This window comes from Kitasatospora sp. NPDC059747 (assembly GCF_042732955.1).
GTDB lineage: Bacteria > Actinomycetota > Actinomycetes > Streptomycetales > Streptomycetaceae > Kitasatospora.
On sequence record NZ_JBHWGV010000127.1, the window covers coordinates 1 to 26,474 of the forward strand.

Below are 26,474 nucleotides of genomic sequence, written 5' to 3' on the forward strand. Positions count from 1 at the left end.
ACTCCCGCCGGACACATCCTCCAGCCTCAGGGCCCCCGGGGGGGGTGCCACCCCACCCCCACCTCCGGCGGGGGGGGGCGCGCTGGACCCCGCCCCCGGGGGGCGGGGCGCCCCGCCGCCGCGGACCCAGGTCCCTCCGCCGCCCCGCCCAGTGCCCTGGCCGCCGCCGTCAACGCCGCCGACGCCGCCGCGGCGGCCGGCCTGGACGCCCTCGCCAAGGGCCCCGGCGAGACGTACGAACGGCGGACCGTCACCCCCTGGCTGAACGGCCTCTACTCCGTCGCCTACGAGCGCAGTTACCGCGGCCTGCCCGTGGTCGGCGGCGACGCCGTCGTCATAGCCGACGGCCAGGGGCGCGTCCAGGGCCTCCAGTCCGCGGCCACCGGCCCGGTCGGCGGCTCGACGACCCCGCAGGTGAGCGCCGCGCACGCGGAGCAGACGGCCCGCACCCGGCTCGCCGCCGTCGACTCGGTGGACGCGCGCCGGCTCGTCGTCCGGGTCAGGGACGGCGCCGGACGGCTCGCCTGGGAGACCGTCCTGACCGGCCGCACCGACAGCGCGCCCAGCAAGCTGCACGTGTTCGTCGACGCCGCCACCGGCGAGGTGATCGACAGCTACGACGACGTCCGCGCGGGCACCGTCAACAGCAAGTGGAACGGCCCCGGGCCGCTCACCATCAACACCACCAACTCCGGTGGCTCGTACAGCCTGCGCGACCCCAACCGGCCCGGCCTCAGCTGTTCCGACTACGACACCGGGCAGGTGCTCACCAAGTCCTCCGACTCCTGGGGCACCGGCGACCCGTCCAGCAGGGAGACCGGCTGCGGCGACGCCATGTGGGCCGCCCAGACCGAGTGGAACATGCTCCGCGACTGGCTCGGACGCAACGGCCACGACGGCAACGGCGGCAGCTGGCCGGTCAAGATGGGCCTGAACGACGTCAACGCCTACTGGGACGGCAGCTCCGTCTCCATCGGCCACAACCAGGGCGGCGAGTGGATCGCCGCGCAGGACGTCGTCGGCCACGAGTTCGGCCACGGCATCGACCAGTACACCCCCGGCGGCGCCAACAACGAGAACGGCCTCGGCGAGGGCACCGGCGACATCTTCGGCGCGCTCACCAAGGAGTACGCCAACCAGCCCTCGCCCTACGACTACCCCGACTACCAGGTCGGCCGGGAGGCCAACCTGCTCGGCCAGGGCCCGATCCGCAGCCTCTACCAGCCCTCGCTCGTCAACAACGACCCCGACTGCTACTCCTCCTCGATCCCGAGCACCGAGGTGCACGCGGCGGCCGGCCCGCTCAACCACTGGTTCTACCTGCTGAGCCTCGGCTCCAACCCCGGTGGCGGCAAGCCCACGAGCCCCACCTGCAACGGCTCCTCGGTCACCGGCATCGGCGTCAAGCAAGCCGGGCAGGTCTTCTACGGCGGCATGCTGCTCAAGACCAGCGGCATGACGTACAAGCGCTACCGCACCACCACCCTGACCGCCGCCAAGAACCTCGACCCCACCTGCGGCTTCTACAACCGCACCAAGGCGGCCTGGGACGCGGTCAGCGTGCCCGCGCAGAGCGGCGACCCGAGCTGCACGCCGTCCGGCAGCAACGACTTCTCGCTCGCCCTCGGCCCGGCGTCCGGCTCCGTCCAGCCCGGCTCCTCGACCACGGCGACGGTCAGCACGGCCGTCACCTCGGGCACCGCGCAGAACGTCGGCCTGACCGCCTCCGGCGCGCCGGCCGGCGTCACGGCCACCGTCTCGCCGTCCTCCGTGCAGACCGGCTCCTCCGCGACCCTGACCCTGTCCGCCTCCTCGGGCGCCCCGGCCGGGACGTACGTCATCACCGTCACCGGCACCGCCGGCGCGGCCACCCACACCGCCCAGTACACCCTGACGGTCGGCGGCGGCACGCCCGGCGGCCCCGCGCCCGACATCGACGTCGCGAAGATCCAGGCCGACCTCGCCCAGCTCAACACCATCGCCGACCAGAACGGCGGCAACCGCCGGGCCGGCAGCGCCGGCCACAACCAGTCCGTCGCGTACATCAAGGGCAAGCTCCAGGCCGCCGGCTACACCGTCGCCGAACAGGCCTGCAGCTCCTGCGACTACCCGTCCAGCAACCTGGTCGCCGACTGGCCCGGCGGCCCCGCCGACCAGGTCACCATGCTCGGCGCCCACCTCGACAGCGTCCAGGCCGGCCCCGGCATCAACGACAACGGCTCCGGCTCGGCCACCCTGCTGGAGAACGCCCTCGCCCTCGCCCAGCAGAACCCGGCCATGACCAGGCACGTCCGCTTCGCGTGGTGGACCGGCGAGGAGCAGGGCCTCCAGGGCTCCCGCTCCTACGTCGGCCAGCTGAGCTCCGCCCAGCGCTCCGCGATCAAGGCCTACTACAACTTCGACATGGTCGGCTCGCCCAACGCCGGCTACTTCATCAACAACATCACCACCGCGCCCGCCGCCCCCATGAAGGCGTACTGGGACTCGCTCAACCTCCAGCCCGAGGAGAACGTCGAGGGCCAGGGCCGCTCCGACGACTACTCCTTCCAGCAGGCCGGCATCGCCACCTCCGGCTACGCGGCCGGCGCGGACGCCGTCAAGACGGCGGCGCAGGCGGCCAAGTGGGGCGGCACCGCGAACCAGTCCTACGACTCCTGCTACCACCAGTCCTGCGACACCAGCGGCAACATCGACCCGACGGCCCTGAAGCGCAGCGCCAACGGCGTCGCGTACACCATCTGGAAGACCTCGGTCGGCGGCACCGCCCCGTCCAACGACTTCTCGGTGTCCGTCAACCCGGCCAACGGCTCGGTGACGCCCGGCGGTTCGGCCACGGCCTCCGTCTCGACCGCCACCACGTCCGGCTCCGCGCAGAAGGTCAACCTGTCGGCGAGCGGCGCCCCGGCGGGCGTGACGGTCTCCTTCAGCCCGGCCTCGGTGCAGTCCGGCGGCTCGTCGACCATGACGGTCACCGCCTCCTCCTCGGCCTCCGCCGGCACCTACACCATCACGGTGACCGGCACCGGCACCGCCACCCACACCACCACCTACTCCCTGACCGTCGGGAGCGGCAACCCCGGCGGCACCTGGACCCCCGGCACCACCTACCAGGCCGGCGACGTCGTCACGTACAACGGCGCAAGCTACCGCTGCATCCAGGGCCACACGGCCCAGGCCGGCTGGGAACCGCCCATCGTCCCGGCCCTCTGGCAGCGCATCTGACGTCTCTGACGCGCAGAGGGGAAAAAGAGCTGCGCCGCGGCCCGTCGAGGGGGACGGACCGCGGCGCAGCCGCGCGTGTTGATGACGAGAGGAGGGCACCGGGTCCGTCGTCATTCCATGATCGCCACCGTCTGCCATAGAGTTCCGTCCGGATCCGACGGACCGACAGCCGCCGCACCGAGGAGCAGCCCGTGGCCACCGAAGCGCTTTCCGTTCCCGAGCTTCCCGCCGAGGCCGTCGAGCAGTGGCGGGCCTCCGGGGCCGACCTCGTCGAGTTGCTCGCGCGGGCGCGGCGGGAGGTCGGGGGGATCGCCGCGGTCCCGCTCGGGGGCGAGCGGGCGACCGTGCTGGTGACGGATCCGGCGGGTGTGCAGCACGTGCTCGGGCGGCATCCGGACCGGTACGTGAAGCGCTCGCACCGGGCGCGGATGCTCGTCGGGGACGGCGTGCTGTCCGCCAGCGGGGATGCGTGGAAGCGTCAACGGCGGCTGCTGCAGTCCCAGTTCACCGGGACGGGCATGCGGCGCTACGAGCAGCGGATCGCCGAGGCGGCGCGGCGCACGGCCGACCGGTGGGCGGGGTACGCCCGCACCGGCGAGACCTTCGACGTCGGCGAGGAGATGCGGCGCTTCGCCCTCGACACGGTGTGGCGGGCCCTCACCGGACACGAGATGGATGACGCGACCGACCGCGAACTCCGTTCGGTGGAACGGGTGGTGGCCGCGATGCCGACCCTGCCCACCAACGCGGCCGACGCCCGCGACGCGGTGGCCGAGGACCTCGCCCGGATCGACGCGATCGCCCAGGCCGCCATCGACGCGGCGCGCACCACCCACGACTCCCCCGGCGTCCTGCACGACCTCCTCGAAGCTTCGCGCCAACACCCCGAGTACACCGACCGGTTGATCCGCGACGAACTCGTCACCCTCATCGTCGCCGGCCACGAGACCACCGCCACCACCCTCACCTGGCTGTATCTCCTCCTCGACCGCCACCCCGAGGCCCGTACGGCCGCCCCCCAGGCGCTCGTCAGCGAGACCCTGCGCCTCTACCCGTCCGCTTGGATGCTCCCTCGGCATGCCACCGAGGACGACGTGATCGCCGGCCACCACATCGCGGCCGGAACGGACGTCCTCGTCTGCCCGTACCTCACCCACCGGGACCCCGCTCTCTGGCCCGACCCGGAGCGCTTCGACCCCACCCGCTTCACCGCCACCGGGACCCGCCCCGCCCACCTCGCCGCCTACTACCCCTTCGGCCTCGGCGCCCGCGCCTGCCTCGGCACCCAGTTCGCCGTCCGCGAGACCACCGCCCTGCTCGAACTGCTCCTCCCGGCGTACACCCCGACCTTCCTCTCCACCCCCACCGGCGCCGCCTACAGCATCACCGTCCGCCCCGACGGCCCGACGCCGGCGGTGCTGCTCACGTGACCCGGGACGCCTCCAGGGTGCGCACCCGCCTCGCCGCCATGGCCGACGCGGAGCCCGAACGCCGCCGCTTCGGCTCCGACCACCACGACTACCGGCTCCGGCCGCCGCTCGCCGAGGAGACCATCCGGGCGTTCGAGCACCGGCACGGCGTCCAACTCCCTTCCTCCTACCGGAGCTTCCTCGCCGACGTCGCCGACGGCGGTGCCGGCCCGGACTACGGCGTCGTCGGACTCACGGAGGTCCTCGACGAGGAGGACGCCATCCACGGCGTGCGCGAGGACGACCTGCGCCCCGGCGTCCTGGCCATGCCGTTCACCGGGCACGGCCCGCACCCGGTCGCGGGAAGCCTGGTCATCGCGGAGGGCGGCTGCGGCATGTGGTCCCGTCTCGTCGTCACCGGCCCGAACGCGGGCGAGGTGTGGCACGACGACCCCGACTGGGGCGGTCTCACCCCGGGCCCGGACTTCCGCGACTGGTACGAGGCCTGGCTCGCTCCCGCCGAAGACACCTGACGGCGAGGCGATGGCCCGTCGGAGTGATCGCGCCGCGGTGTCCGCCCCGACGTCGTCGACCCCCGGTCGGCCGCTGCGACGATGGCGCCACATCGAGCGGTCCGCCGTTGCGGGACCGCGCCACCGAACGGGAACACCCGGCTCGGACCGGGCGGCGCCTCGACGGGCCCCGGGGTTCGGGCCGACGAAACGAGGAGTCCATGCGGCCCACCCCACTCATGCGCTTCCTGCTCGCCGTCCCCCTGGCGCTGGCCCTCGCGGCCACCGCCGCGCCCGCGCAGGCCCTGACCCCGGCCGGCGGCGTGCAGCCCGCCGACCCACCGGCCGTCACCGCCGAGCGGGCGTGCGCACCGGCATCGCCCGCGGCGGCGGACGCACCGACCACGGCCCTGACCACCCCGGACGGCACCGTCGCCGAGGTGCCGTCCGACCTGCGGGGCCCCTGCCTCGCCCTGATCCGCACCGACCTGCCCCCGCTGCGGCGCCTCCAGCCGGACACCGCGCCCCCGGGACTCGGCGCGCGCGACCTCCAGGCCGCCTACAACCTGCCCCGCAACGGCGGCGGGGAACGGACCGTGGCCATCGTGGTGGCCTTCGACGACCGCACCGCCGAGAGCGACCTCGCCGTCTACCGCGAGCAGTACCACCTGCCGCCGTGCACCACCGCCAACGGCTGCTTCCGCAAGATCAACCAGAACGGCGGCAGCACCCCGCCCCCGACCACCGACCCCGGCTGGGTCGTGGAGGCCGCCACCGACCTCGCCTCCGTCAGCGCCACCTGCCCGGACTGCCACATCCTGCTGGTCGAGGCCGACGACGAGCTGCTCCGCAACGAGATCCACGCGGTCGGCCAGGCCTTCCAGCAGAACGCCACGTTCATCTCCATGAGCTTCGGTGCGCCCGAATTCCCCAACCAGACGATCATCGACTCGTTCTTCAACCACCGCGGCATCGCCTTCGTGGCCAGCAGCGGTGACAACGGCTACCCCAACCCGACCTGGCCGGCGGCCTCCCAGTACGTCACCGCCGCCGGCGGCACCAGCCTGCACCGGGTCCGGCCCCCGTTCCCGCCGTTCAACCGCCCGGGCTGGTCCGAGAGCGCCTGGGTCGGCGCCGGTTCCGGCTGCTCCCTCTTCGAGCCGAAGCCGGCCTGGCAGCACGACCCCGGCTGCGCCAACCGCACCATCGCCGACGTCTCCGCCGTCGCCGACCCCGGCACCGGCGTCGCGGTCTACTTCACCGACCCCACCGACGGCGCCGGCTGGCACGTGATCGGCGGCACCAGCGTCGCCGCACCCCTGATCGCCGGCATGTACGCGGTGGCGGGCACACCCGGCGCCAACGACTTCGCCGCCTCCTACCCCTACGCCCACCCCCGGGCCTTCAACGACATCACCACCGGCTCCAACGGATCGTGCGGCGGCTCCTACCTCTGCACCGCCCTCCCCGGCTACGACGGCCCCACCGGCCTCGGCACCCCCCACGGCGTCCGCGGACTGCGCCGCTGACCCTCCGACGAAAAGGCGTGGCGGTGCGGAGGTGAGTTGACCAGGATGACGCCGTGACGATCACCATCCGCACCGCGACCGCCGCCGACGCCGCCCTCCTCGCGCGGCTCAACGACCACGTCCACGCCCTGCACGTCGAACACCGCCCCGACCTCTTCACCCCGTCCCCCGACGCGGCGGCCCACTTCGAGGAGCAGATCACCGCTCCGGCCGTCACCGTCTTCATCGCCGAGGCGGCGGACGGCACACCCGCCGGCTACGCGGTCGCCCGCATCGTCCACTGGCCGGGCAACACCTTCGCCGTCCCCGACGACGTCGTCTACCTCGACCAGCTCTCCGTCTCCCCCACCGCCGCCCGCACCGGCGTCGGCTCCGCCCTCCTCGACGCCGTCCGCGCCCACGGCCGCTCCGCAGGCTGCCGCCGCCTGACCACCGCCGTCTGGCACTTCAACGAGCCGGCCCGCGCCTTCTACGAGTCCGCCGGCCTCAGCCCGATGAACCAGCAGATGGACCAACTGCTCTAGTACTGGAAGAGAACTTCCGGATTGTCCGGCGAGGGGCCGTCCAGCAGCGGACTGTGGATCCCCTTCAGCGTCCGGTCGAAGAACGCTGTCACGTACTCACGCGTGATCACGATTCCACGTTCGGGGTCGAGGGCCGGCGTCGGGAACCCGGCCTGCTCCTCGAGCAGGTCCACGTCGGTGAAGCTGGGGTGGTTGGCGCCGGTGACCGTCAGCCACTTCTTGTAGCCGCCGAGGGCGGCCCAGGTCTGTCCCCACGTGGTGTCGAAGCCGTCGGCCACGTGGGTGTCGGTCTCGCCCAGCATGAGGAACGGGCGGTTGATCTGGCCGGGCACCGGGACCGGGTAGAACTTGCCGTCCATGTTCACCCCGGCCCGTACTCGCGGGTCGGCGATCATCGTGGCGGCGGCCGCCGCTCCGCCGATGGAGTGTCCGGCCATGCCGATCTCGTGCTTGTCGATGAGGTGTGCCAGGGGCCACGCGGTATTGCCGTGCGTCAACTGGTCGATCACGAAGGACACGTCCAGCGCGCGGCCGGCGGTGACCGTGTCCATGTCGAGGTTCGGGTCATCGCAGATCGCGCACGGCGGCGTCCGGCCGTCCGCCAGCGTTTCGCCGCTGTCCCCGTTGGTGTCGCCGACGAGCGCGACGACGTAGCCCTGACTGGCCAGCTCGGTCGCGAGCGAGGTGAGCACCATGCGCGGGTCCCCGAACCCGGGTGAGAGGACCACCAGCGGATACTTGCCGTGTCGCGGCCGAGCGCCGTCGAAGGCGTGAGTGGTGACGCTGGAAACGTTCTGTGGGGTGATGCCGGAGCTCGCCGGTATCTTCGCGCGCTGGATGTGTCCGGCTGCCTCGGCGAGGGTCATGTAAGGGGCCGGAGTCCCGGTCCCGGGGACGGCCGGGTAGACCATCGTGACGGTCAGTCGGCGGGGGCCGGATGACGGCACCCACGGGTCGGGACGGCTCGCGTCGGTGAGGTGGATGACGTCCTCGCCGGCGGCGTAGGGGCCGGTCGGCGCGGGGAGCGCGCCTTGGAAGGACCGCGTGGGCGCGGTGGCCGTGGCCGGTGCGGCGTCGAACGCGTGCGTGGCCACCGGTGTGGCCGACGGTGTGGTCGTGGCGGCGAACCCGGCGCCGGTTCCGGTGACGAGGGCGGCGAGCGCCAGCATCGCGACGGCGTTGACACGGTGATTGCGTTTCATGGGATCGACGCTAGGTTCCGCGGCTCCGCATCGAATCGGCCCGTGGATGTAAACGTTCCGGTGTCGTTCGTAGCCCCGGCGAGGTACCGGAGTCACCCGCCGGGAGTACGTCGTGCGGCGCGGGGTTCCTCGCGCCGGCATCGTCGAGCGCCGACTTCGTCTTGGCCTCCGACGAACACGACGCCGAGCCCTACCGCCGGACCCACGACGGCAGCCCACTCAAAGCCGCATGAACCCCCGAAGGATCAACGCGGCGCTGCACTAGTGACGGTGGTGGTTGTCGGGCTGGCCCGGGTCGCCCGGGTGTTCCAGGCCGGCTACGAGGGTGAGGCGGGCTGCCCGTTCTCGGTCGAGCCAGCGGGTGAAGGCCGCGCGGCGGGTGGCGTCGTGGACGGTGGTGGTGATGTCGGGGGTGGTCGAGTGCTCGGAGATGAGGGTCGCTGTCCAGCGGCCTGCGGTGACTCGTTCTCCTCTCGGGGCCTTGCGCAGGGCGTCGACCAGGGCCAGCGGGAGCGATTCCGGGGCCGCCTCGCACTCACCGTCGGGGAGCGCCAGGCGCCAGACGACGGACGGCGGGCGGGTCGTCATCCGACGGTAGTGGGCCGATTCGTCCTCCGACGGCTCGACGTCCGCCGTGACGGCCTCGTAGACCGCCCGCACGGCGGCGCTGCCTTCGAAGGCCGCTGCCGTGATGGAGCCCAGCTCGACGGCTGCCTGTTGGTCGAGGTGGACGGGCGCCCCACCCGCCACCGCCAGGCCGCGTTCGGCGGCCACTGCCTCGCACAGGGCCTCGGTCAGCATCACCTGGGCGACCCACCTCGTGAGTTGGCGGTCCTCCGGACTACCGGGTCGTGGGAGGGCCGCCGAGCGGGGGCCGGTTCGGAGGGCGGCCAAACGGTGGTCGAGGTTCCTGCGTGACAGCGGGCGGCCGTCGAGGTGGCCGAGAGTCACCGGCGGACCTCCAGGGCGACGGTCGGGCTGTACTGGCAGCGGCCGAACCACATCACCTTGACCACTGCCCAGTAGGCGCCGGCGTCGGCGTCCTCGGGGACGGTGAGGTCGAACGTGGCGGTGGAGGATTGCCCCGCCGGGACGCGGAAGCCCCGGACGGGGGCTGGGATCGCCGCCCAGGTGCCCCAGGGGGAGACCACTTGCAGCTCGCCCCGGATCTCGCTCCGCGTGCGGTTGATGAGGGTCAAGGTGAGGTTCGTCCGGACACCGGGAGTGAGAACGAGGGCCTCGGAAGAGACCGCTACCTCCAGACCCGTGTCCCGGCCGCTCGTCGCCTTCGTGCCCTGGGTGGCCACCCACTCCTCGGGGGCCTCACCGGGGACGGGCAGCAGGTCGGGCAGGTCGCCGACGGCGATCGTCACCACGTCCTCGATCTCCTGGCCGTCGTGCTCCAGCCGCACGGCGGCGAAGTACATGCCCGGCGGGACGTCCGCAGACGGGGTGAGCGTCACCGGGAAGCGCACGTGGCCGCCCGCCTCCAGACGGTACGGGCGGCTGCCGAGGCTCGTCCGCCAGCCCTTCGGCGGCAGGACCACGGCCGTGCCCTCGACCGCAGCGTCGCGGAGGTGCGAGGAGAGGACCGCAGAGACCGACACCTGCTCCCCCACCGTCCGCAGCAGGCCGGGCGAGACGCCCACCGACACCGGCAGGTAGCCGAGCGGTGCCGGGCCCCGGTTGTGCAGCCAGTAGCGGGCGTGAACCGGCTGGGCGGCCTCCGCCTCCGGGCCGAGGGCGGGACCCTCCGGGGGTGACGTGAGGGCGGGGGCCGCCAACAGCGTCACGATCTGCGAGCCGGAGAGGTCGAGGTCGGCCGGGCCCGCCGGCCGTTCCAGCAGGTCCGCCTGCCGCAGCTCGCCCAGGCCCAGCGCGCCGCCGAGCGTCACCGTCCGTCCGAAGCCCGTCGACTCCACCAGACGGACTGCGAGATCCGAACCCGCCGACGCCGCCGACCCGTGCGCGATCGGGTTGCCCGCCGGCTTCAGCGCGCTCAGCAGCACCTCCCGCTGCGGCTCGACGCGCAGCCACGACAGGGTGGACGGCAGCGGGCCTTCCTGGGCGGGCACAACGCGCCCGTACAGCGGGTGGTTGAACTCCTGCCCCTGCGCGGGCAGCGCCTGCGCCCGCCAGTCGCCCGCTCCCCCGACCAGCGCATAGCTGAACTCGTGTGTCCAGTGCTGGAGTTGGAAAGAGGTGCCGTCGGGCACTGTCCGCCGGGGTGGGTCGATCCAGACGCCGGACGGCCAGCCGGTGCAGGAGCGCATCAGCGAGAGGTGCAGTGCGCCGGTCGTGTCCACCGCGAAGCCGGGCAGGCCGTAGCTCAGCAACGCGACTGTGTGGTCGGCCAGTTGGGCGTCCGGATCGTGAACCGGGCAGACGACCTCGATCCGCGCGTCCGCCAGGTCCGCCGCCAGTCCGGCCGGGTCCGTGACGACGAGCGCCGGGAGCGCCCGCAGGTCCCGCAGGTCGGCGCCGGGCCGCCACGCGTCCGCCAGCGGCGCGACCGCCGGCACCCACGCCGCACCGTGCGCCTTGAGCACGCTCGCGTACTCCTCGCCCGCCCGCTCGATCAAATCCCTGGCCACAGAGTTGACTTCCGGGCCGCCCACGACGATCCGGAAGTCCGGCAGGTTGGAGTCCACGTCCAGCCAGCCGTACCGGGCCCAGTCGGCGCCCGAAGTCGTGGCCGTGACGCCGACCCGGGCGAGCGCCACGACGAGATCGCGGACGCCGGCCGCCGAGTCCAGCGCCGGCACGACGACCTCCGCCACGCCCAACGCCCGCTCACCGAGGACCGACCCCGCCGGGTCGCGGAGCACCGCGCGGGCCGTCGCGCCGAGGCCGAACCAGGTGTTGGCCGGGTTGTCGAGCGTCCACGGCGCCTCCGCCGAGTCGACGTCGGGCATCGCGAAGCCCCGCCCGACGACCGCGCCCGCGACCTCGCTGACCGGCAGCGCGCCGGGGAGGTCGACGGGGAAGCGCAGTCGCAGCAAGCGGTCGGCGCCGGAGTGGTCGACCACCCGGGTCCGGCAGTCGACCCGGTCGAGCCCGTGCCACAGCGTGACCGTCTGCTCGTAGCGGACGGCGTCCACGGAGCCCGTGATCACCAGCCGCTCCCCGAGCGGCCCGACCTCCCGCCGGACGACAGCCGCCCCCGTACCAGACCCGACCACCGGCCCCTTGGGCAGCAGGTGCCAGGGGCCCTCGCCGAAGTCGGGGTGCTGCGGGTACTCCTCGTAGACGCGCAGCTCGTTGCCGATCGCGCCGTCGCGGATCAACTCCCGTTCGTGCAGCCGGTCGTAGACCGAGGCGAGACCGCCACCGCGCGCCGGATCCGCCCGAACCCGGTACCGCCCGTTGGCAATCGTCCACCCGTCCTCGGCCGTCCAGGCGTCGACCGGCTCGCCCGACGGCACCAGCCGCCACGTGCGCCACCCCAGCGCGGGAACGTCCGCCGCCAGGAACCGCAGCGTCCCCCGGTCGACGACGCTCGGCACCTCCACACCGAGCGGGTCCAGCACCCGTACCGCGCGAACGTCCGGGGGCAGCCGCACGGCGACCAGATCCGCGCGGTCGAACGAGAGCGTGTTCGTTACGACCACCCCAAAACCGGTTCCCTCAAGGGAGATCCGGGCGGCCAGAGCGTCCAGCGCCGCGTCCCGCACCTCCGCCGCGAGGTCGTGCGCCTCGCGCCAGCCGCCGAGCAGGTCGAGGTACACCTGGTCGGACTCGGAGCCGGTGATGGCATCGTGGTGGGCGCCGTACGCGAGGTGGCGCCACACCTTGTCCATCGCCGCCGACGGGTACCGGCCGAGCCCGTGGACGGATGCCAGCGTGGCGAGCTTCTCGGCGTCCACGGCGGCGACCTCGCCCGCGCGCTGGGCCTGCTTGGTGTCGATGTACGAGACGTCCTTCCCGGTGTACACCGGGTTCATGTCGCGTGTCTGCGGGCTCAATCGGCGTCCCGTGGAGGCCAGTTCGGCCCGGACGGCGTCGAGGAATTCCCTCGGCGTCCCACACACGAAGCGCGGCCACAGGTACTTGGCGGCCCAGGAGCGGTGGATCGCGGTGACCCACTTGTTGGGCGGGGTGTAGTCCGTCCCGACGGGCAGCAGCAGGTTCCGCGTCGCGCCGACGGGCTTGAGCTTGCGGTACAGGTCGTGGACGGCCCGTTCGGCGGTGGCGAGGTCCGGGGAGGAGTCCATCCACCAGCCGGCCGAGTAGTGGTGCGGCATGTAGTGGGTGAGGACGCCGTCGCCGCTCGGGGCGATCCACTCGAACTCGCTCGGGAACTGCATCACCCGGGCGTCGTCCTTGCCCTCGCGGAAGTTCTTCTGGATCGGGCCCCACTGGTGGAACGGCCCGCGCGCCCAGGCGCTGCCGGTGAGCCCGGCCGCGGCGAGGTGCCCGGGGAACTGCGGGTCGTGCCCGAACACGTCCAGCTGCCAGGCGGTTTGCGGATCGCCGCCGAGGATGTCGCGCTGGTAGCCGATGCCGTACACGATGTTGCGGATGGTCGTCTCGGCGCCGGTGAGGTTGGTGTTCGGCTCGTTGTAGGTGCCGCCGACCAGCTCGACCTGGCCGCGTGCCAGCAGCGTCCGGAGCTCCGCCCGCCGCTCGGGGTGCTGGTCGAAGTACGGCTTCAGGTAGTCGACTTCGGCGAGGACGAACTTGTAGACCGGGTCGCGCAGCGCGAGGTCCAGGTGCGCGTCGACGAGCGCGAAGCCGTTGCGCTCCCAGAGCGGGCGGGTGGTCGCGTCGGCGGAGAGCAGTTCCCAGGGGGAGGTGTAGGCGGCCTGGGTGTTCCACCACACCGGGTCGTAGTGGAAGTGCGAGACGAGGAACATCGTCCAGCCGGGCTCGGCGACCTCGACGACGGCCTCGACGACGGCCTCGGCCTCGAAGTCCCCGGCCGTCACGGTGACCGGCAGCCGGGCCCCGACGGCGGCGCCGGTGATCTCCAGCGGGACTTCGACCTCTCCCGTGCCGGCCGCCTCGCCGCGCACGCCGGGACCGCTGACGGCGATCCGGGCGGCGGGGCCGTCGACGGTGACTCGCAGCAACTGGCGCGGGGCGTCCTCGGGGCCCATGAACAGGTCGGTGCTCTCGACGGCGGTGATGGTGACCGGCACGGGGAGGGTCCTTTCCAGTGAGCGGGGGTTACTTGCTCCAGGCCTCGAACTCGTAGATGCGGGCGGCTGGATCGGAGTTCTGCGTGGGCTTGGTGACGACCAGCCGGACGTACCGGGCGGATACGTTCACCCCGTGGGTGGTGACCCCCGCCGTGTTACCGGTGACGTTCGCGACCGTCGTCCACGGGTCGGTGGCGTTGGAGCGCACCTGGATCGAGAAGTCCCGGGTGTTGTAGGAGGCGCTCTCTCCGCCCGCCGACGCGTGCTTGACCACGAACTTCGACAGCTGCTTCGCCGAACCGAGGTCCACCTGGAGCCACTTGGCGGAGGTCAGGGTGCACCACTTGTCGCTCGTGCCGCCGTTCACGCTGCCGTTGACGGCCTTCGCCGGCCCCTCGCCGGCGTTGCACTGGCCGGAGGCGGTGGCGGGCCGGTTGAGCGCGAGGTTGCTGCCGGAGGGCGCGGCCGTCCAGGCCACCGTGGTGGACGCGGCCGCCGAGCGGCCGTACGTCGTCGAGACCGCCTCGACGTCGACCACCGTGCTGTCCTCGCCGCCCGCCCGGTCCAACTTGCCGACGAAATAGGCATCGTTGGGCGTGGCCCCGAGGAACGTCCGGGTGCCGTCGGCGTTGCGCCGGTACACCTCGTAGTGGTGGACGTTTCCGCCGGGCGCCGCCGTCCACGAGAGCCGCAGGGACTGGCTGGCGCCGGCCACCACGTCGCTCGCGCCGAGGACGGTGAGCCCTGCGGGCGCGGCCGGAGCCTCCACCGAGCCGTCGTAGACGGCGAGTCGGCCGATCCGGACGTCGTACGCGGGGTCGGACCCTTCGGCCCGGAGCCCGATCTGGGCGATCGTGCGGCCCGCGTACGGCGACAGGTCGAGGGTGTGGCGCTCCCAGCCCGTACCGGTGTCGGCGCCCACGTCGAGGGTGGTGAAGCTGTCCGGCGCGTCGGTGAAGGAGACTGCGGCCTTGAGCTTGGTCGGGCCGGCGCCCGGAGTCTTCACGACCATCGACAGCCGCGTGTCCGCCGCGACGGGCAGGCTGGTCTGGTAGAGCCGCACGGTGTTGGCGGAGTCGAGCGTGCCGGTGAGGCGCAGCGAGGAGCCGCCCTGGTAGGCGTCGGTGAAGTCGACGGACGGGGTGAGCCTGCTGCCGTCGGAGTCGACGACCCAGCGGTAGGTGGGCGGGACGTCCTGGAGGGAGAGGTTGTTCCAGCCGCCGGTGGCCACGCGGGTGCCGCCGGCGTTGTAGAAGTCCCCTTGCCCGGTGTCGAAGTTGGTGACGAACGGCTTGGCCGTGACGGGCGAGGACTCGGCGACGTAACTGGCGAGGCCGGGCCAGGAGTCGGACAGGTTGGTGTTGGAGGGGTCGGCGTTGGCGCCGACCCAGTAGCGGGAGTCCTTGGCGTAGAAGTCGTTGCGGTCGGTGGCCGACTTCCAGGTCCACTCGGGCCGGTAGAGGCCGAGCGAGGTGGTGTGCGGCTGCCCTGCGGGGAAGAGCGTGTTCCAGTCGACGCTCGTGTTGGAGCCGTTGGCCTCGGTGTCGATGCCGGAGTAGAGCTCGTACTCGCTGCGGCCGAGTTGCCGGGCCAGCGTGCGGGAGGAGTCCAGACCCGACGGCGTCCAGCCGAAGTTGAGGAACATCGAGTCCGAGGTGCGCTTCGAACCATCTTGCAGGAACGGCGAGTTCGCGGTGGTGAGCGCATTCTGCCAGTCGACGGCGCCGGAGGTGGTCATGGCGTCGTACCACATGAAGTCGGTGCCGCCGCTGCGCGCCTTGGTGTACTGCATGAGGTCGCGCAACTGCCCGGCGAGGGCCTGATCGCCGCCGCCCGTCTCCTGGTTGATGAACCAGCCGTCGAAGCCGTAGTACTGGGCGGCCTGGACGAGCTTGTCGGCGACGGGGTAGCGGTCGCCGGATTTCTGGACGAAGTCGCGTACCCACTGCAGTTGGCCGCCGTAGGCCGCGGGCGGGAAGAAGACGGTGCCGTAGACCTTGACGCCGTTGCGGTGGGCCGCGTCGATGACGGTCGGGTTGGGGGCGAGGATGAGACCTTCACCCGCCGAGCCGCCCCAGAAGACGAGCTTGTCGACGTACTGCCAGTAGCCGAAGGCGTAGTAGTTGGGGTCGGCGGAGCCCTGGGAGGGGTTGTTCGAGGTGGGGGCGAAGGAGACCAGGGAGGCTATCTTCCCTTCCCCCGCACGGGCGTTGGGGTTGGCCGCGAGGGACGGGTCGCTGGTGCGCGGCTGGAGGGGGACGCGGGAGCGGTTGAAGCGGGCGTCGGGGTCGGTGGACGGGTCCCAGGTGAGGATGGTGCCGGGGTACCAGTACGACGCGTAGGGCTGGCTGCCGGCCGCGGCGGCCTTCACGGCCGGGGATGCGGCGGCCGGGGGTGCGGCGGGCGAGGCGTGGGCGGCGGGCACGACGCCCAGCGCGGCGGCGGCGAGCGCGGCACTGAGCAGCAGGGGGAGACGTCTGGACATGCGCTGACTCCGATCGAGCGGAGGAGGGGCGCGGGCCCACCGGCGCGGCGGGCCCGGGTGCATGCGGGCGTGACGATGCGCATCGGAGGAGGCGCCGGCGATCGGCTGACGGTACGCAATCAACGGGCAGGGTGCCGGACCCCCTCGGCGCAGCGAGGCTAAACCGGTTCAGAACCGCTGTCAACGACCCGCGCAACAACCGCCCCCACGGGTGAAACGGCCGCGGCCCCGGGCGGCGCCGTCGACTCCCGGACGGTCAGCCGCGGCGTCGGCATCTGGAGGTCCCGCCCGGGCCCGGCCCCGTCCAGGGCGTCCAGCAGGCTGCGCGCCACCTGCTCGCCGAGGGCGAAGGTGTCCCGGCTGAGCGCGGTGAGCGGCGGGTGGACGATCCGGGCGAGCACCGAGTCGTCGAAGGAGACGATCGACAGCTCGCCGGGCACCGCGACCCCCATCTCCCCCGCGACGCCCAGGCCGGCCACCGCCATCACGTCGCTGTCGTAGACGATCGCGGTGGGCCGCCGGGCGCGCGAGAGCAGCGTGCGGGTGGCCGCGGCGCCCTCGGCGTCGCTGAAGTCGGTCGGCACCGAGACCGCCTCCTCCAGCCCGAGCCGGCGCGAGGCGTCGCGCAGCGCGCGGATCCGCCGCTGGGTGTGCTGGAAGTGCGGGAGCCCGGCGAGGTGGGCGATCCTGCGGTGCCCGATGGCGGCCAGGTAGTCGACGATGGAGAGCATCGCCTCCCGGTCGTCGGCCCAGATCCGCAGCCGGCCGCCGCCCTTGCCGGGCCCGCCCAGGACGACCGCGGGCAGCCCGAGTTCGTCCAGTACGGGCAGCCGCGGGTCGCGGGTCTGCAGGTCGACGACGATGAAGCCGTCGACGCGGTGCTCGGAGGCCCAGCGCCGGTAGACCCCGATCTCGGCGGCGGTGTCCTCGACGACCATCAGGTGCAGCGCGACCGAGCTGGCCGAGAGCACCGCCTGGAGCCCGGAGAGCAGCTGGCTGAAGAACGGCTCGACCCCGATGGTGCGGGCGGGCCGGGCGATCACGAGGCCGACGGCGTCGGCCCGGGCGCCGCCGAGGGCGCGGGCGGCGCTGTGCGGCCGCCAGTTCATCTCCTCGGCGACCCGCAGGATCCGGGCCCTGGTCGCCTCGCTCACGCCGGGTCGCCCGTTGAGCGCGAAGGACACCGCGCCCTTGGAGACACCGGCCTGTCGGGCGATGTCGGCGATCGTCGGTCTGCCCACGGGACCCGACTCCTCTCGTCAACTTCACTCGGCCATGAGGGGCCAAGCTTGCAGGTAGCGCCCAACTGGCTGTTGGGTGGACTCCCACGTCCAGCCTCCGCACCCTATGGTGCGGGGGCAGGGGCGGATGACCGCCGCCCCGCGTTCCACGCAGCCTCTGCCCGGTGGGCGATGTTGCGGGAAGCGTTCCGGTCGGCGTGCGCAACGACGCCGCACGACCGGCATGCGAAGGCGGCCTGATCAGGCCGGTTCCTACGGTCTGTGTAGTGGCACACGGAGCATTCCTGGCTGGTGTATGCCGGGTCGACGTACACCACCGGGACGCCGGCCCGTTTGGCCTTGTAGGCGACGAAGGCGCCGAGTTGGGCAAAGGCCCAGGAGTGCAGCGTAACCCGTTGGGGCTTGCGGAGCCGTGCCCGCTGCCGAATACCGGATAGGTCTTCCAGTCCGATTCCGGCAGTGGTGCGTTCAGCCTCGGTCACGATGCGCTTGGAGATACAGTGGTTGACGTCCCTGGCGCGGCGGGACTCCTTACGGGAGAGCCGCTTCAACACCCGCTTGGCTGACTTGGTGCCCTTCGTCTGAAGCTTGGCCCGCAGGTCCTGCATGCGCTTGCGGTGCCGGTTCAGGCCGCGTCCGGCGGCACGGTAACCGATGCTGGTGGTGGCGATGTTGGTGATACCGAGGTCCACGCCGATCCATCCGGTCGGCTCGAACGCCTCAGCCTCGGCTACGTTGCAGGCTGCCATCAGGTAGAACGCGCCATCGCGCGCCACCAAATCGGTTTCGCCCTTACGGTGCTCACGGAGCATCGCAAGGACCTCTGCGGAGCACGCGAAGGGGATGCTCTTCACGCGGCCAGCGGTGGTCCAGATGCTCACCGTCCGATCATCCAGCCGCCAGGACAGGCAGCGGTCGTCGTATGCCTGAGCGGCATCGGGGCGGAAACTGATCGGTTTGGACTCGGCGCGTTCGCGTCGCTTGTCGCCGGGCCCGCCGAGATTCCCGGCGCGGATGTTCGCCGCCAGGGTGGCATAGGCGTCGGCGACCTTGCGTATGACATGCAGCGCGGGCTGCGCGGACAGCCCGGCACCCTTCAGCTTGAGGTAGGCCGCGCTTTGCAAGGCCCTCCGGGACTGCTCCCCCGTACGAAAAGCCAGCTCGGAGACACGGTTGGCCTCTCGGTTGCACGTGGACAGGGTGTCGCGCAGTGCCGTCGCCACATCCGGCGACGGCATCAGCTTGACCTGAACTGCCGTCAACACTGGGTAACCGTAACATGCTTCTGCGTCACTCCAGCGGGTCTCAACCCAGCGCACAGCGAGGGCACAGCACTGCCTACACCTTGCACGCGGACTTTTGGCGCCACCCCCAGCCGCTAGCTCATATTGACAGCCGAGTTAGGTCGGAGCATAGTCCCTGAAATAGCTAGACCGGTTTAGCAAATGAGGTTTCAGGAAGACGGCACACCAGCCGGCGCAATCCCACCTACCCAGGACCGGGAGACCCTCAATGCGAAGAATCTGGGCGGCACTGACGACAACCGCGGTCACCGCCGCCGCACTCACGGGGTGCGGTCTCGGCTCCGGCGACAGCAAGAACGGCGACAGCGTGGCCAGCGCGGCCGCGACCGGCGAGGTCAAGGGCAAGGTCTCGCTCCAGACCTGGGCGCTCAAGCCGAAGTTCACCGACTACATGCAGGGCGTGATCGACGGCTTCAAGAAGAAGTACCCGGGCGTCGAGGTCGACTGGCTGGACCAGCCCGGCGACGGCTACTCCAACAAGGTGCTCAGCCAGGCCGCCGCGGGCGACCTCCCCGACGTGGTCAACCTCCCGCCGGACTTCGCCCTCCCCCTGGCGAAGAAGGACCTCCTCCTCGACGTCTCCAAGGCCGACCCGAAGCTCGCCGACGAGTACGTCAGCGGCGGCGTCGACGCCTACCGCTTCGCCGGCCAGGACGGCGTCTACGGCTACCCCTGGTACCTCAACACGGATGTGAACTACTGGAGTTCTGACCTCCTCAGCCAGAACGGCCTGGACCCGAAGAAGCTCCCCGCCAACCTGGACGAACTCATCGCCCAGGCCCGCGTCATGAAGGACAGGTCCGGCGGCAAGGCCTACCTGATGAGCCGCAAGCCGGGCATCGGCGACCTCTACAACGCCGGCGTGAAGATCATGGCCGACGACGGCAAGTCCTTCACCTTCAACACCCCCGAAGCCGCCGCACTGCTCGACAAGTACCGCGACGCCTTCAAGGAGGGCCTGCTGCCCAACGACGTCCTCACCAACACCTACGCGGGCAACAGCAAGCTCTTCAACTCCGGCACCGCGGCCTGGACCACCGCCGGCGCCAACTACATCACCTCGCTCGCCACCGACAACCCGACGCTCGCCCCCAAGGTCGTCCCGTCCGCCGCGTTCAACACGCCGCCGCTGTACGTCCAGGGCGTGTCCATCCCGAAGAGCACCAAGAACCCGGCCGCCGCGGTGGCCCTGGCCCGCTGGCTCACCAGCCCCGAGAACCAGGCCGGGCTGGCCCACCTGACCAGCGTCTTCCCGTCCACCAAGGCCTCCGCCGACGACCCGTTCTTCAGCAAGGGCGACGGCACCAACGCGGGCGACGCCAAGGTGATCGCCTTCGCCTCGCTCGCCAAGGCGAAGCTCATCCAGCCCGTCGTGATCGACGACGCGATGAGCACGGTCGTCAACCAGCAGATCGCCCTGGCGATCAGCGGCCAGGCGAGCTCCAAGCAGGCGCTCGACTCCGCGGTCCAGCAGTGCGACAAGCTGCTCAAGGGCTGATCCCGCGGGCCCGGACGGCGGGCGCCCCCACCCCGCCGCTCCCGGGAACGACCGCACCGCCCCCAGGCCCCAGGAAGGCACTCCGCATGACCCACCGGCGCTGGTTCACACCCTGGCTGCTCGCCGGGCCCGCGATACTCTGGCTGGCCGTCTTCAACCTGTGGCCGGCCGTCAACACGGTGATCCTGTCCTTCACCAACGCCAAGCCGCTGGGCGGCGGCACGTTCACCGGCCTGGAGAACTACGGACGCCTCCTGGACGACGAACAGCTGGCCGACGCCCTGGTCAACAGCATCGTCTTCATGCTGGTCTGCCTGCCCCTCCTGACGGTCCTGCCGCTATTACTCGCCCTCCTCGTCCAGCGGAAGGTCCCCGGCATCACCTTCTTCCGCACCGCCTTCTACACGCCCGTCATCGCCTCCGCCGTCGTCGTCGCACTGATCTGGGGCTGGGTGCTGGACGACCGCGGCCTCGTCAACGGCGTCCTCCAGCAGAGCGGACTCACCGACACCCCGGTCACCTTCCTCACCGACCGCTGGCTCCTGCTCTTCAGCGCCATCGCCCTGACCACGTGGAAGGGCCTCGGCTACTACATGGTCATCTACCTGTCCGCCCTCGCCAACGTGCCGCGCGAGCTGCACGAGGCCGCCGCCGTCGACGGCGCGAGCCCGCTGCGCCGGCTGTGGCACGTCACGCTCCCGGGCGTGCGGCCGACGATGATGCTCGTCTCCGTACTCATCTCGGTCAGCTCCCTGCGCGTCTTCTCCGAGCTGTACGTGCTCTCCAACGGCCAGGGCGGCCCCGGCGGCCGGGACATGTCCGTGGTGATGCTCATCCAGATGTACAGCCGCGGGTTCACCGGCCACCTCGGCTACGCCTCCGCGCTCAGCCTGCTGCTGTTCGTCATCACGCTCGGCCCGATGCTGCTCCTGACGCGCCTGAACCGGAAGGCGGACTGAACCCGATGGCGACCCGACGCTCCAGGGCCTTCAACACCCCCACCCCCGCGCGGACGGCGGCACGCTACGCACTCCTCGTCCTCGTACTGCTCCTCGTCATCGGCCCGTTCCTGTGGCAGCTGTCCACGTCCCTCAAGGGCCCGGGCGAGGACGTGTACACCCGGACGCCGGACTTCCTGCCCGAGGACCTGACCTTCGGCAACTACGGGAAGGTCGCCGACACCATCCCGGTGTGGACCTACGCCCTCAACTCCGTGATCGTGGCCGCGATCTGCATCGCGGGCAACGTCGCCGGCTGCACCCTCGCCGGCTACGCGCTCGCCCGGCTGCGGTTCCGCGGCGCCAAGCTCGTGTTCGGCCTGTTCCTCGCCACGCTCGTGCTGCCCGGCGAGGTCACGATCGTCTCCCAGTACGTGCTCGTGCGCAGCCTCGGCCTGGCCGACAGCCTGGTCGGCGTGGCGCTGCCCGGCGCGCTCGCGATGCTCAACGTGCTGCTGATGCGGACGGCGTTCGCCGCCGTGCCCGCCGAACTCGACCAGGCCGCCCTGGTCGACGGCGCCACCGTGTGGCAGCGGCTGTGGCACATCGGCCTGCCGAACGTGCGCGGCATGCTCAGCGTGATCGTCATCTTCACGTTCATCGGCGCCTGGGACGACTTCCTGTGGCCGCTGATCGTGCTCAACGACCCGCAGAAGTACACGCTCACCGTCGGACTCCAGTACCTCAACGGCACGTTCTCCGCGAACCCCCGGCTGATCGCGGCCGGCACGATGATCGCCTTCCTGCCGATCGTCCTGGTGTTCGCCGCCTGCCAGCGCTTCTTCTTCAAGGGCGTGGAAGAGGGAGCCGTCAAAGGCTGATCCCCACCGTCCCGTCTACTCGTTGAGGATCCATGACCACCGCTCCGCACGTCCCCCGCTTCGGCGTCAACTACACCCCCACCACGGGGTGGTTCCACCACTGGCTCGACTTCGACCTCGACGCCGTCCGCGCCGACCTCGACTCGGTCGCCGCGCTCGGCCTCGACCACGTCCGGGTGTTCCCGCTCTGGCCGCTCTTCCAGCCCAACCGCACGCTGATCCGCCCGCGGGCCGTCGAGCAGCTCGCCGCGCTCGTGGACGCCGCCGGGGAGCGCGGGCTCGACGTCGCCGTGGACGGCCTCCAGGGCCACCTCTCCAGCTTCGACTTCCTGCCCTCCTGGACCCGGACCTGGCACCGGCGGAACGTCTTCACCGACCCCGACGTCCTCGACGGCCAGGCCGCCTACCTGCGCACCCTCGCCGAGGCACTGCGCGAGAAGTCCAACTTCCTCGGCCTGACGCTCGGCAACGAGATCAACCAGTTCGCCGGCGACCCGCACCCCGACCCCGACCGGATCACCCCCGGGCAGGCCGACGCGTGGCTGCGCCGCATGCTCGCCGCGTGCGAGGCGGGCGCGCCCGGCCGGCTCCACCTGCACGCCTCCTACGACGCCGCCCACTACCTCGACGGGCACCCGTTCACGCCGTGGCACTCGGCGCGGATCGGCGCGGCGACGGCCGTGCACTCGTGGGTGTTCAACGGCACCGCCCAACGCTACGGCGCCGCGTCCACCGCGACCGCGCAGCACGCCGCCTACCTGGTCGAGCTCGCCAAGGCGTGGGCGGACGACCCGGCGCGCCCGGTCTGGCTCCAGGAGGTCGGCGCCCCCGCCCCGCACATCGCCCCGGAGGACGCAGCGCGCTTCACCGGCGCGACCGTCGAGGCCGTCCTGGACTGCCCGGACCTGTGGGGCGTCACCTGGTGGTGCTCGCACGACGTCGACCGCTCGCTCGCCGACTTCCCCGAACTCGAGTACAGCCTCGGCCTGTTGACCACCGACCGGAAGGTCAAACCGGCCGGCGCCCGGCTCGCCGAGGCCGCCGCCGAGGCGCGCCGCGCATGGCAGCCGCCCAAGCCGCGGACGACGGCGGTGGTGATCGCCGCCGGCGACGAGGTCACGGCGCCGAAGCGCTCGGTCTGCGGGCCCGGCGGCGCGGTCTTCGAGGCGTTCATGCGCCTCACCGAGGCGGGCGCCCGTCCGACCACCGTCCTCGCCGAGCACGCCGAGGACCGCGCGCACCTGGCCGCACGCGGAATCACCGAGGTGGTCCACCCCGACGACGTACGTTCTCTCTGAGCCGTTCCCCCAGCCAAGCAACGGAGCCGCCGACATGCACGATGACCGCACCCTGGTCGAGTCCCGCCTCAAGCGCGTCCTCGACGAGCGCATCCGCCCCGCCGTGTACCCCGAGTCCGTCCCGCTGACCGTCGGCATCTGGACGGCGCCCGGCGAGCCCGTCCCGGTCGCCGAGGGCCTGGCGGCGCCGCGCTCCCCGATCGCGGTCGGCGACGCCTGGGGCGCGCCGTGGGGCACCAGCTGGCTCACCGTGACCGGCACGGTGCCGCAGGCGTGGGCCGGGCGGACGGTCGAGGCGCTGATCGACCTCGGCTTCGACGCCAACATGCCCGGATTCCAGTGCGAGGGCCTCGTCTACCGCCCGGACGGCACGCCGGTGAAGGGCCTCAACCCGCAGAACCAGTGGGTGCGCGCGGCCTCCCCGGCAGTCGGCGGCGAACCGGTCCTCCTGCACGTGGAAGCGGCGTCCAACCCGGTCATCCTCGACTACCACCCGTTCCTGCCGACCGAGTTGGGCGACAAGGAGACAGCCGGCACCGAACCCCAGTACAAGCTCACCCGGATGGACCTCGCCGTCTTCGACGAGACGGTGTGGCAGCTGGTGATCGACCTGGAGGTCCTCGGCGAACTGATGGCCGAACTGCCGGTCGAGAGCGCCCGCCGCTGGGAGATCCTGCGCGCCGTGGAACGAGCACTGGACGCGATCGACCTGCAGAACGTCAACAAAACTGCCCCACAAGCCCGTTCGGCGCTGAACACCGTACTCTCCACCCCCGCGGCCCCATCCGCCCACCGGATCAGTGCGATCGGCCACGCCCACATCGACTCGGCCTGGCTGTGGCCGCTGCGGGAGACGGTCCGGAAGGTGGCCCGCACCACCGCCAACATGACGGCGCTGTTGGAGGACGAGCCCGACTTCCTCTACACCATGTCCCAGGCGCAGCAGTTCGCGTGGATCAAGGAGCACCGCCCCGAGGTGTACGCACGCGTGCGCAAGGCCGTGGCCGACGGGCGGTTCGTACCGGCCGGCGGCATGTGGGTGGAGTCGGACACCAACATGCCGAGCTCGGAGGCGATGGCACGTCAATTCGTCCACGGGAAACGCTTCTTCCTGGACGAGTTCGGGGTGGAGAACCACGAGGCCTGGCTGCCCGACACGTTCGGCTTCACCGGCGGCCTGCCGCAGATCATCCGCAACGCGGGCTCCAAGTGGCTGCTGACGCAGAAGATCTCGTGGAGCCAGGTCAACACGTTCCCGCACCACACGTTCCTGTGGGAGGGGATCGACGGGACGAGGATCTTCACCCACTTCCCGCCCGTGGACACCTACAACTGCTCGATGAAGGGCAGCGAAATCGCCCACGCCGCCCGCAACTTCAAGGACAAGGGGGTGGCCAGGCACTCGCTCGCGCCGACCGGCTGGGGCGACGGCGGTGGCGGCACGACGCGCGAGATGGTCGCCAAGGCCGCGCGGCTGAAGGACCTGGAGGGCTCGGCGACGGTCCGCTGGGAGCGGCCGGCCGAGTTCTTCGCGAAGGCCGAGGCCGAGTACCCGAGCCCGCCGGTGTGGGTCGGCGAGCTGTACCTGGAGCTGCACCGGGCCACGCTCACCAGCCAGGCGAAGACCAAGCAGGGCAACCGGCGCAGCGAGAACCTCCTGCGCGAAGCCGAACTCTGGTGCACCACCGCGACGTTGCGGACCGGAGCCGCCTACCCCTACGAGGAGCTGGACCGGATCTGGAAGACGGTGCTGCTGCACCAGTTCCACGACATCCTGCCCGGCTCGTCGATCGCCTGGGTGCACCGCGAGGCCGAGGCGACGTACGCGGCGCTGGCCACCGAACTGGAAGCACTCATCGGCCGCGCCCAGCAGGCCCTCGCCGGTGACGCCGGCGGCGCACACGACCTCGTCTTCAACGCGGCACCGCACGAACGCTCCTCGGTGCCCGCAGGCGGAGCGGCAGCAACACCGACCACGCCCGGCAACTGCACCGCAACCGAGCGCCCCGAAGGCGGATTCACCCTCCACAACGGCCTGCTGGACGTCGTCGTCGACACCGAAGGCCTGATCACCTCCGTCACCGAGGTGGCGAGCGGCCGCGAGACCGTCGCCCCCGGCACGAGGGCCAACCTGCTCCAACTGCACCCCGACTTCCCCAACATGTGGGACGCGTGGGACGTCGACCAGTTCTACCGCAACACCGGAACGGACCTCACCGACGTCGACGCGATCACCGCCACCACCCACCCGGACCGGGCGAGCGTCCGGATCGAGCGCTCCTTCGGCTCGTCCCGCGTCGTCCAGACGCTCACGCTGCGGGCGGGCGAGCAGCGCCTCGACATCGACACCGAGGTCGACTGGCACGAGACCGAGAAGTTCCTCAAGGCCGCCTTCCCGCTCGACCTCCACACCGAGCGCTACGCGGCCGAGACCCAGTTCGGCCACCTCTACCGCCCGACCCACACCAACACCAGCTGGGAGGCCGCGAAGTTCGAGGCCTGCAACCACCGCTTCGTCCACCTCGACGAACCCGGGTGGGGCGTCGCCCTCGTCACCGCGTCGACCTACGGCCACGATGTCACCCGGACCGTGCGCGACACCGACGGCGGGACGACCACCACCGTCCGCTTCTCGCTGCTGCGCGCCCCGCGCTTCCCCGACCCCAAGACCGACCAGGGCCTGCACCGCTTCCACCACGCCCTCGTCCCCGGCGCCACGATCGCCGACGCCGTCCGCGAGGGCTACCGCATCGGCCTCCCCGAACGACGGGTCACCGGCAGCGAGGAGACGGTGGCCCCCCTGCTGACGGTCGACAACGACGCCATCGTCGTGAGCGCCGTCAAACTGGCCGACGACCGCAGCGGCGACCTGATCGTCCGCGTCTACGAGGCGAACGGAGGCCGAGCGAGGGGCCGTCTGACCACGTCGTTCCCCCTGGCCGAAGCCCAGCCGTGCGACCTGCTGGAACGCCCGTGGGAGGGCACCCGGGGAGACGTGACACTGACCGAGGGCGCAGTAGACCTGACCCTCCGCCCATTCGAACTGGTCACCGTGCGCCTGAGCACACAAGGCTGACAGACCGCACCCCCACCCCCACCAATGCACCCCCTCAACCCCACCCCCCACCCCCTCAACCCCCCACCCCATACCGACCCACCCCCCTCAACCACCCCCCTCCCCCAAACCCACCCAAGGCGAGAGGGAGCGCTGCGGGAGGGGGTGGCGGAGGGGGTGGCCGCGGAGAGGGGCGTGACGGGTGATTTTCAGACTGCCAACGGCGAGAACACCC

Annotated in this window: 16 protein-coding genes; 10 read left to right on the top strand and 6 right to left on the bottom strand. The window is 71.7% G+C overall.

Features of this window, described 5'->3' with window-relative positions:
* The first annotated feature begins 15 nt into the window (after positions 1-15).
* From ACFV4G_RS36360 to ACFV4G_RS36380, 5 genes are all read left to right on the top strand, one after another.
* Positions 16-3,222 carry a M28 family peptidase gene (locus ACFV4G_RS36360; protein ID WP_380446504.1) on the top strand — a complete coding sequence of 1,069 codons (3,207 nt, stop codon included), beginning with the start codon at positions 16-18 and terminating at the stop codon, positions 3,220-3,222.
* 191 nt (positions 3,223-3,413) lie between these two features.
* On the top strand, positions 3,414-4,652 hold the full coding sequence (locus ACFV4G_RS36365; RefSeq protein ID WP_380446475.1) for a cytochrome P450: 1,239 nt from the start codon (positions 3,414-3,416) through the stop codon (positions 4,650-4,652).
* Complete coding sequence (locus tag ACFV4G_RS36370; RefSeq protein ID WP_380446476.1) at positions 4,649-5,164, top strand: SMI1/KNR4 family protein; 516 nt, start codon at positions 4,649-4,651, stop codon at positions 5,162-5,164. Before ACFV4G_RS36365 ends, ACFV4G_RS36370 begins: the two co-directional genes overlap by 4 nt.
* 200 nt (positions 5,165-5,364) lie before the next feature.
* On the top strand, positions 5,365-6,672 hold the full coding sequence (locus ACFV4G_RS36375) for a S8 family serine peptidase (RefSeq protein WP_380446478.1): 1,308 nt from the start codon (positions 5,365-5,367) through the stop codon (positions 6,670-6,672).
* Between the two features lie 53 nt (positions 6,673-6,725).
* The gene (locus ACFV4G_RS36380) at positions 6,726-7,196 is read left to right on the top strand and encodes a GNAT family N-acetyltransferase (RefSeq protein ID WP_380446480.1); all 471 of its coding nucleotides are present in this window, start codon (positions 6,726-6,728) and stop codon (positions 7,194-7,196) included.
* On the opposite strand, the gene ACFV4G_RS36385 is transcribed toward ACFV4G_RS36380, so the two are convergent.
* The 6 genes from ACFV4G_RS36385 to ACFV4G_RS36410 all read right to left on the bottom strand — a co-directional run bounded on the left by ACFV4G_RS36385 (position 7,193) and on the right by ACFV4G_RS36410 (position 18,530).
* Positions 7,193-8,398 (bottom strand): alpha/beta hydrolase family protein, encoded by a 1,206-nt coding sequence (locus ACFV4G_RS36385; protein ID WP_380446481.1) that lies wholly within the window; start codon positions 8,396-8,398, stop codon positions 7,193-7,195. The genes ACFV4G_RS36380 and ACFV4G_RS36385 overlap by 4 nt on opposite strands.
* Positions 8,399-8,659: 261 nt before the next feature.
* Positions 8,660-9,202 carry a hypothetical protein gene (locus ACFV4G_RS36390; RefSeq protein WP_380446483.1) on the bottom strand — a complete coding sequence of 181 codons (543 nt, stop codon included), beginning with the start codon at positions 9,200-9,202 and terminating at the stop codon, positions 8,660-8,662.
* Positions 9,203-9,345: 143 nt separating this feature from the next.
* Positions 9,346-13,539 carry an NEW3 domain-containing protein gene (locus ACFV4G_RS36395; RefSeq protein WP_380446485.1) on the bottom strand — a complete coding sequence of 1,398 codons (4,194 nt, stop codon included), beginning with the start codon at positions 13,537-13,539 and terminating at the stop codon, positions 9,346-9,348.
* Between the two features lie 28 nt (positions 13,540-13,567).
* Positions 13,568-16,024, bottom strand: coding sequence for a discoidin domain-containing protein (locus ACFV4G_RS36400; protein ID WP_380446486.1), 2,457 nt, complete (start codon positions 16,022-16,024; stop codon positions 13,568-13,570).
* A gap of 158 nt (positions 16,025-16,182) precedes the next feature.
* A complete protein-coding gene (locus tag ACFV4G_RS36405; protein ID WP_380446488.1) occupies positions 16,183-17,265 on the bottom strand; it encodes a LacI family DNA-binding transcriptional regulator in 1,083 nt (360 codons plus the stop codon).
* 104 nt (positions 17,266-17,369) lie between these two features.
* Positions 17,370-18,530, bottom strand: coding sequence for an RNA-guided endonuclease InsQ/TnpB family protein (locus ACFV4G_RS36410; protein WP_380446489.1), 1,161 nt, complete (start codon positions 18,528-18,530; stop codon positions 17,370-17,372).
* A gap of 247 nt (positions 18,531-18,777) precedes the next feature.
* Here ACFV4G_RS36410 and ACFV4G_RS36415 point away from each other — a divergent pair, with 247 nt between their 5' ends.
* The 5 genes from ACFV4G_RS36415 (at position 18,778) to ACFV4G_RS36435 (ending at position 26,260) form a co-directional block, all read left to right on the top strand.
* A complete protein-coding gene (locus tag ACFV4G_RS36415; protein ID WP_380446491.1) occupies positions 18,778-20,067 on the top strand; it encodes an ABC transporter substrate-binding protein in 1,290 nt (429 codons plus the stop codon).
* An 86-nt stretch (positions 20,068-20,153) separates the two neighbouring features.
* Positions 20,154-21,026: a carbohydrate ABC transporter permease gene (locus ACFV4G_RS36420; protein WP_380446493.1), complete on the top strand. Its 873-nt coding sequence runs from the start codon at positions 20,154-20,156 to the stop codon at positions 21,024-21,026.
* A 5-nt stretch (positions 21,027-21,031) separates the two neighbouring features.
* Positions 21,032-21,886: a carbohydrate ABC transporter permease gene (locus tag ACFV4G_RS36425; protein ID WP_380446495.1), complete on the top strand. Its 855-nt coding sequence runs from the start codon at positions 21,032-21,034 to the stop codon at positions 21,884-21,886.
* Positions 21,887-21,918: 32 nt separating this feature from the next.
* The gene (locus ACFV4G_RS36430) at positions 21,919-23,184 is read left to right on the top strand and encodes a glycosyl hydrolase (RefSeq protein WP_380446498.1); all 1,266 of its coding nucleotides are present in this window, start codon (positions 21,919-21,921) and stop codon (positions 23,182-23,184) included.
* A gap of 34 nt (positions 23,185-23,218) precedes the next feature.
* Positions 23,219-26,260, top strand: a complete 3,042-nt coding sequence (locus ACFV4G_RS36435; protein ID WP_380446501.1) for an alpha-mannosidase — start codon at positions 23,219-23,221, stop codon at positions 26,258-26,260.
* The last annotated feature ends 214 nt before the right edge of the window (positions 26,261-26,474 follow it).